At 49.2% G+C, this 7,279-nt stretch carries 7 protein-coding genes; all 7 read right to left on the bottom strand.

The genetic code is table 11. The features are described from left to right. Positions 1-587: 587 nt before the first annotated feature. Genes BJ917_RS21055 through BJ917_RS21025 form a run of 7 tightly spaced genes read right to left on the bottom strand, consistent with a single transcriptional unit; the run spans position 588 to position 7,204 of the window. On the bottom strand, positions 588-1,757 hold the full coding sequence (locus BJ917_RS21055; protein WP_147432582.1) for a spermidine synthase: 1,170 nt from the start codon (positions 1,755-1,757) through the stop codon (positions 588-590). A gap of 44 nt (positions 1,758-1,801) precedes the next feature. Beyond that, positions 1,802-3,109 (bottom strand): MFS transporter, encoded by a 1,308-nt coding sequence (locus BJ917_RS21050; RefSeq protein WP_121104384.1) that lies wholly within the window; start codon positions 3,107-3,109, stop codon positions 1,802-1,804. Positions 3,110-3,155: 46 nt separating this feature from the next. Then, on the bottom strand, positions 3,156-4,283 hold the full coding sequence (gene moeB, locus BJ917_RS21045) for a HesA/MoeB/ThiF family protein (RefSeq protein ID WP_121104382.1): 1,128 nt from the start codon (positions 4,281-4,283) through the stop codon (positions 3,156-3,158). A gap of 1 nt (position 4,284) precedes the next feature. Next, positions 4,285-4,557 (bottom strand): MoaD/ThiS family protein, encoded by a 273-nt coding sequence (locus BJ917_RS32790; RefSeq protein ID WP_121104380.1) that lies wholly within the window; start codon positions 4,555-4,557, stop codon positions 4,285-4,287. A 3-nt stretch (positions 4,558-4,560) separates the two neighbouring features. Beyond that, entirely contained in the window at positions 4,561-5,331 is a 771-nt protein-coding gene (locus BJ917_RS21035; protein ID WP_147432581.1) for a hypothetical protein, read from the bottom strand. A gap of 6 nt (positions 5,332-5,337) precedes the next feature. Next, entirely contained in the window at positions 5,338-6,006 is a 669-nt protein-coding gene (locus tag BJ917_RS21030; RefSeq protein WP_121104376.1) for a TfuA-like protein, read from the bottom strand. Next, positions 5,987-7,204, bottom strand: coding sequence for a YcaO-like family protein (locus BJ917_RS21025; RefSeq protein WP_121104374.1), 1,218 nt, complete (start codon positions 7,202-7,204; stop codon positions 5,987-5,989). Before BJ917_RS21025 ends, BJ917_RS21030 begins: the two co-directional genes overlap by 20 nt. Positions 7,205-7,279 lie beyond the last annotated feature (75 nt).

The raw sequence follows: 7,279 nt of genomic DNA, 5'->3' as shown, positions 1-7,279 counted from the left end.
CCGAACTCAGCAGTGAAACGATGCATCGCCGATGGTAGTGTGGGGTTTCCCCATGTGAGAGTAGGTCATCGTCAAGATTAAATTCCGAAACCCCTATCTGCGTATGCAGGTAGGGGTTTTGTTTTGTCTGGCGAAAGTTTTTGCCGCTGATCATCCCAGATTTGTAGCCCTCTGATAGTTCCAAATTCTGTTTTTGATGACCCTAGCCGACCTAATTCGCATTCATCTCAGCATATTTTGACGACTTGTATTCACCGACAGATTTAGCGATTAGGAGCACATTAAGTCTTTGCGACGGACTTTTCGGTCATACCGTGCAACTGCACCCATTCAAAGAAGGCTCGCCTTGGAGCTGCCGCACCCCGGCGAAGGCAGAGCTCAAAATGGGGCAGCGGCTGCTCAAGCTGCCCCCCAGGCGGAGCATTTCATAAAATCATGAAGTTTATGAGCCCGTTCCAACGTATCTCTTTGCGATATTCGTAACCCCAAAGGCCTTGTGACAATCATTATTGTTTCGTCTCAGTTGATGGTTTAAAAGCATTTCGAGACCACCAGCTCAATGACTCGGGGGCGGTTGGCGTTGCCTCCTAAGTTATCTTGTTGCTGTGTGTGGAGGAGAAGCTTTGTGACAAGCGCGCTAGCGACTGTTGAAATCCTTTGACTTTGGAAACATCTCCTCGGGTTCTGTGGGTTATGACGCCAAAGGCGTAAGGAAATAAGCCATCCAGCCACTCACGTGGGTGGATCTCTACACTGTTCTCTAGTGTCGATACGACCCAATTTGGTAGCCAAGATACATCTCGGTCCGAGAAGTTGACTTCGCCTGCGATCAGCAACGCCAAGGTGGTGCGCAGTGGCGACCTTTCCGTGAACAATCGCTCTTGCAGTGCCTGGCAAGCATCCGGGTTATCCAGTAACACGAGAAGATCGTTGGGCTTGTTTAGCTTCAGCGATGGTGGAAGCAATGCTGACAAGGTTGGTAAAGACTCTCCCCATCGTTTTCTTACTTCCAAATCAATCCCGGCGAAGTCCAGTGCCGGCGGCACGAGCGGTGCCTGACGGATAATCGCGGGTATTAGATAGCGCAGGCGAAGGTTCATGATGTCCATAAAGAGCTGGTCACTGGCGCATAAAAACTCCCTGGTAGGGGTTGTGCCCAGTGTGATTGTTGGCGGTGGGCCGATAATGAATGTCGCATTGCGTCGGTGGGGGAGGTAATGAATGTCGCCCCAGCTTTCGTTCAGGCAATGAGAGAGCCAAGCCTGAGGCGTTGGGCCGTTGAACGGGTCCAAATTCATAGGGACGCCAAAACCGTTGAACACTACATGACCGAGGGGGGTAAGTCGGCTCTTCAATAGTTGGTGGAACCCATTATCGAACACGATCGGGGCATAACCGTTCTGGGTATAAAGGTCGACAATAATGACGTCATATGTGTCAGGTGTTACAACTAGGAAGTGCGCGGCATCTGCTACCACACTGTCGAAGTCTATACTTGCTGGAAGTCGTTTCCGGTTGTGGAGGCTGCGCAGGAGTGCTGTCTCGTCCAGATCAACGGCCAGCAGACTGGCCACTCTAGTGCTGGCTCCGATCGGCGCCAGCGCCACACCATCGGAAAGGCCCAGCATCAAAACCGAAATACGATCCTTTGACGGATCCCCCAAGAAACCTGTACAGCCCATGTCGTCATAATATTGTCCGCAAAAAATCTGTTCATGTCGGACAGATTCAGGTCGATCCTTGAGGTCGGACATCATAAAAGGCAACTCCGTTTGTAAAAGGTGGGGCGCGGCCGCGTATTTCATTGCGCAAACGCTTCAGGGTATTTGTTGAGGTATGCATCATTGAGTTGCGTATCCTGGGAACGCATGAAAATTTTGAAATCGGGAACTAGAAAGACCAAGAGAGACAACATCACGACCATGGCGCCCAGAAGCGTGATTGTCATTGCGACTCCCAGACAGGCGATCAAGGTGTTCATCGCAAAACTACCCAAGGGACTAGCCGCGGCAGATAGAAATGAAACCGTGGCAAATATCCGGTTGCGGTGGAGCTTTGGTGTCGCCAGCAACCTTACTGCTGAGGTGGGGATGTTGATCAACATCAAGCCGACACCACCACAGAAGAAGGCAATAGGTATGAAGAGTGAGGATGAAATTGTGCCAACCGCCAGGAGGTTGCATCCCAATAATGCAAAGCCGGCAGACACACACATGTCACGGGGTACCCGGTTGGTGGATAACCAGTCGATGATTTTGTAACTCCCCACCAAAATGCCCAGCCCGAAGCAAGAATCCAATAGTCCGATGTAAGTGACGGGGTACTGGATGACATCCTTTACGTAAAGCGGAATTAAGATGGTGAAGAACGGAAACAGGGCAAAGTTGATTAGCATTGCGATGATGGCTAGATAAAATTCAACCTTCACTCCATAAACCACTTTGAAGCCGGAATAGATCATGGTGAAGCCGCCGGCACCTGATGCCTTTTCGCCTTGGTCATGGGCACCGATGCTGGTCGGAATGGTCGCAATCAGCACCCCTGCAATCAGAATCGCGAAAAAATCGGCGGCAAAGGCGAACGTAATACCAAACCCGTAAATCAAACTGCTGGCTAGCGCTGGTCCCAGCAGAATTGAAAAGGACGACATCACGCTTTTGGTCCGAAAGGCCGTCGATACCTTATCGTCAGCTGCAAACAAAGGAATGATTGACGCTTGGAGAGGATCGCGCACGCCAACAATTGCACTGCTGATCATCATTAGTGCGCCCACTGTCCAGGGATTGAACAATCCCGTAGATGACAGCACTACCATTAAAAACGCAGTCATCAAGCTGATCCACGACGCCAGCTTGATGATTAGGATTTTGTTGTATTTGTCTCCCAGCCATCCCAGTAGGGGTTTGGCTAACACCTCTGTCGCGATGGAACAGGCAATCATGTTGGCAAAATAGATCGCAGAGCCTGTTTCCTGTAAGGCCCACCAGGCCACCGCGAGTTGATTGCACCGTCCCCCCAGAACCATCAGCAAAAAGCTGAATTGTACTTTCAGCAAACGCCGGTCGGTGCCGGGAAAGCCCCACGTATTACCTGAAAAAAGTGCACTCATTGACGTTCCTTTAATACGGATAAGATGACTGCGTAATCAGGGGCGTTCAAGAAACGAAGGGATAATGTTCATCAGGGTAAATCGCTCGATATCGCTCGATACCGCCCTCAAGGCTATAGAGTTCTGCATCTTGGTCGAGGCTGCGAAGTGTCAGCAGGGCCGCTTTGCTCCTGACGCCGGATTTGCAATAAAAAACGATACGGCGGGTGGTATCGAGTTCTTCCTGGCGCTTGATGATGTCTTTGAGCGGAATTAGTTTGCCGCCCAGAGAATCTTGCTGGTGTTCACTGATGTCGCGTACATCAACCAATTGAAATGGCGCTTTCGTAGCTATCCACTCATGCAGTGTTTTGGGCGACAGCCAATCAGTTTCGTGCCATGTAGACGTCGTCGTAGCACCAAGCGTTCTAGCAATGAGGGGGGCGCGTTTTTTTTTGTTGATGCTCAACAGGCGGAAAGTATTGTCGAGGCAATCGATAGACAACAATTGTCCGCTCAAAGGCTCCCCGGCACGGAGAATGAGCTTTAGTACTTCATTAGCCTGAAAGCAACCGAGCAATCCAGGTATGACGCCGAGAACGCCGGCTTCCGAGCAGTTTTGTGTCAAGTGCGGTGGCGGCGGTGTTTCAAATAGATCCCGGAAACACGGTCCTCTTTGATTGGTGTGCCGGTCGTAATAATTAAACACCGACACCTGCCCCTCGAACTGACTAATAGAGGCATAGACCATCGGTTTTTCGCAATCAATACAGGCATCACTGATGAGGTATTTGGCCTCGAAGTTATCAGTGGCGTCGACGATGATGTCGTACTCCGCCAGCAACGATAGGACATTATCCGGGTTTAGCATGGTGGCAACGGCATTGACCACCATATCCGGATTTAACAGGTTGATGCGGCGCTTAGCTGCCAGAACTTTTAGGTCGCCTATATCGGTATTCGCATAGAGAATTTGTCGGTGCAGATTGCTCACGTCGACGGTGTCGTTATCAATGATACCGATCGTCCCGACACCGGCACCTGCTAGGTATAGGAGTACTGGGCAGCCAAGCCCACCTGCGCCAACCACTAGCACCTTACTGTCTTTGAGGCGTTGCTGCCCTTGGGCTCCGACTTCGTTGAGGATAATTTGGCGTGTGTAACGAGAGGTATCCGTCTTCATGTGGCATTGCATGTCAGCCACCTGCCACTGCGTTGATCAGAATCAATTGCGCGTTACTCTCCAGAGGACGACTGCGGTCGTGCTCACTGGTCACAGGCTTGCCGTCGATGAATAGCCCCACGAACGGCAACGGGTGCAGGTCCTCAGTAAAGACTGGCCCAACCAGGCCTGGGAAACGTGCGATCAGATTATTTAGTACATCGCTGACACACGAGCCCTCTGTAGTGTATGTTTTATGTTGCTTGGTGTAGCACATGAATTGCCGGGGAAAGTGTACGACTGCCATGGGTTACCTTCGAACAGTGTTAGTTGTAAGGTTGCAAGAGAACTCATCCAGCCTAGAGGTAATCAGTTTTCCGATTTCCGACAGTTCGGCTGAAGCCTTGAGAGTGACCAGACTTCTGAGGAAATACTGGTTTAAGTAGTCGAGTCGTTCGGGACGAGCTCTCACGGAACCGGTGGCTAGCAAGCGTTGATGGTAGTTCAGTGCGCTGACCGCGAACAGGCAAGCCAGCAAGACACCTCTAGGGTTTTTACCCCCGGTCCCCGATGGCAGTATGTAGTTATTCGAACTGTCTTTGAGTTGGAAATCGTAAATCTCGGCGATCAAACTGGACCAAATATGGGATAGTTCATGCACGAGCAACTCTTCAAGGTCCGTAATGCTGGTAAATGCGGCTTCCCCTAAAAATATTTGCTGTGGCAGCACGGGATTAGTCAGACTAACTTGTTGATTCAACATTTTATGTATGTTGACCGGTATATCCAATAAAGCTTCCCATTCCGGCAGCAAGGCTTTTAGATTTGCTTTAGCTTCAGCCAACATGAATCTCTCAGCGTTACTAAGCGTTTGGTTAGGCGGAAATTCGGGGGCGCCTGCGACGTGCCGGTTATACAACGCAGTGGCAAAGTCTGGCTGTAGATAAGTGGTTAAATGTAAATTTTCTCTATAAATATTTTTACGTACGACAGCGACGAAAGTTAAAAGTTTTTTACTATTGAAGTCGGAATGCACAAAAGGAAGACCGTTTATTTCATTTAATATCTCTGATGGCGTCATTTACTTTTACGTCCTCGTCCATGGCTGCATTATCAGAAAATTTGTCACGTCCAGAGTTTTTACTCTATATGTAGAGAAGTGAGCTATAGCGTTGTCTATTTGTTTTTCGTCAATAAGGAGTGCCAATAACATTTTTTTCAAGCAATTTAGTGTTCTATATCCGTACCACATATTTTTTAGAAGGTTAAGTATGTGTTGCTCTTGTGCTCGCGTAATTACTTGTTCTGACGTCCACTGTCTTAAAAACTGCCTGATATGAATAAGTGGTTCGCTTAGTGACAAATAAGGCTCTTGGGCTTGATGTATCAGCGTCACTTCGTCGTCGGACAGTTCCGGGTCACTCGCGAATTGCCGATATACTTCACCAAAGCCTTTCATTCCCAGCGTATCCATTTCACATGCACGAATGGCGCCCATGGACGACAATCCCCAAATATGCCAACCCGCATTCAAGGCGCCTAGAATTTCGGAATGACCGACGGCAGGATGTGTATGGAACACGCCATCGATAATGGCGAGGTTCGATGGTGGCGAATGCGCCACTAGGTGTTCTATATCGCCCCGTTTGATGGGTGGACATAACACCAGTCCGCTAGCGCGAAGTAATTTTTTGTCGACTCCTTGTAGGGAGGGACCCGCATACAGTGTGCATATTTCAAGCGCTTTGTTTGACATAAGCAAGCAACCTCGGGCCGACCCTTTTTAAGCCGGGTTCAAAGGTTTCAAGACCCGGAATAATGATTCTGACCACAGTGATGTCGTCAGTCGTTTTGCTAAGCAAGACCCTCAACACAGTACAAAGGCCTATATGTTGCAAACGCTCAATGAGCAATTCCCAGACCGACTCGATCGTGGAGATCGCCACTTCCTCGCAGTTGATGGAGGAATAATTGATCATCTCGTTCCGGGAGGTGGCTTCGGCACGCAAGCGTGATACAGCCTGTAACTCGATTGAACGGCCTTTTTTTTCGAAGTATTTAACGCGCTCGATGATGTCGTCTCGGCCTCCGTGGATGTGGCTTAAGCGGCTTTGAGCCGCCTCGCAGATAGCTCGGATCAAGGCAATTTCTTTTATAGGGTGCAAACCTGACCCAGTGGCCACAGAAATAGGTGCGTGGGAGGACTCTTCCATAATAAAGGCCTGGAAATAGGCTAGGCCGAAACAGTTCTCTGTATAACGAACCGACAAGCTTAAGCCCGCATTGTTTATTTTATTGATCAGTGCGTCGGTTTCCGCGCTAAAATGATCAAGATTCACTAGGCAGGAACGATCATTCAAAAAGTCAAAGGATTGAACGTCTCGCTCCATAAGTTCGCAAACAGCATGTACGGATGCTTCTACCAAGTCATTGCCTGATGCTAAACCACTGGAGCTTTCCCCGAAGAGTCGTTGCCCGGGGTTTTCGGGATAGGGAATGAACACTAACTCAGCGGGTGCAAGCACTTTTCGCTTTCGCAGTACATCATCAACTTCAACGGCCATGATGAGTGAGTCCGCGTCGGCGGAAAAACCATACAACATGCAAAATTGAGTGAAGTCTATTCGCCCATCATAGCTTTCAATAAGTTTCGCCGGTGTGGTCTTTAATAGCTTCAATTGCGCGGTATTAAATTGCGCAAGGCTAAACTCGATAGCCTCCATGTATGCGCCTATCTTGGCCTCTGCCGAACGTATCCCTTTGCCAGCATTTACGCACAGCGAGCCCTTTAATGCATCTGGCCTAATACTAGCAAAGACAGGAATTCCTATACGGTCCAGCCAAGTCGTGTCAGTCACTCGAGTAATACCTAACTGTGGGGCTATATTATCGACGACAATTTTTAATGTTTCTTCAGCACTGCGGCGACGAAGGCTCGAACTAAGCCTCTGCATAAAGCACCTCACTTTGAGTGATGAGATTTAACAGGCATCATGATTGGCGCAATAGAAAAATGGGAGGGAATAGTT

Source organism: Pseudomonas sp. WPR_5_2, from assembly GCF_003634475.1.
Classification (GTDB): Bacteria; Pseudomonadota; Gammaproteobacteria; order Pseudomonadales; family Pseudomonadaceae; genus Aquipseudomonas; species Aquipseudomonas izuensis.
This window is presented reverse-complemented; position numbering and strand designations above follow the sequence as displayed.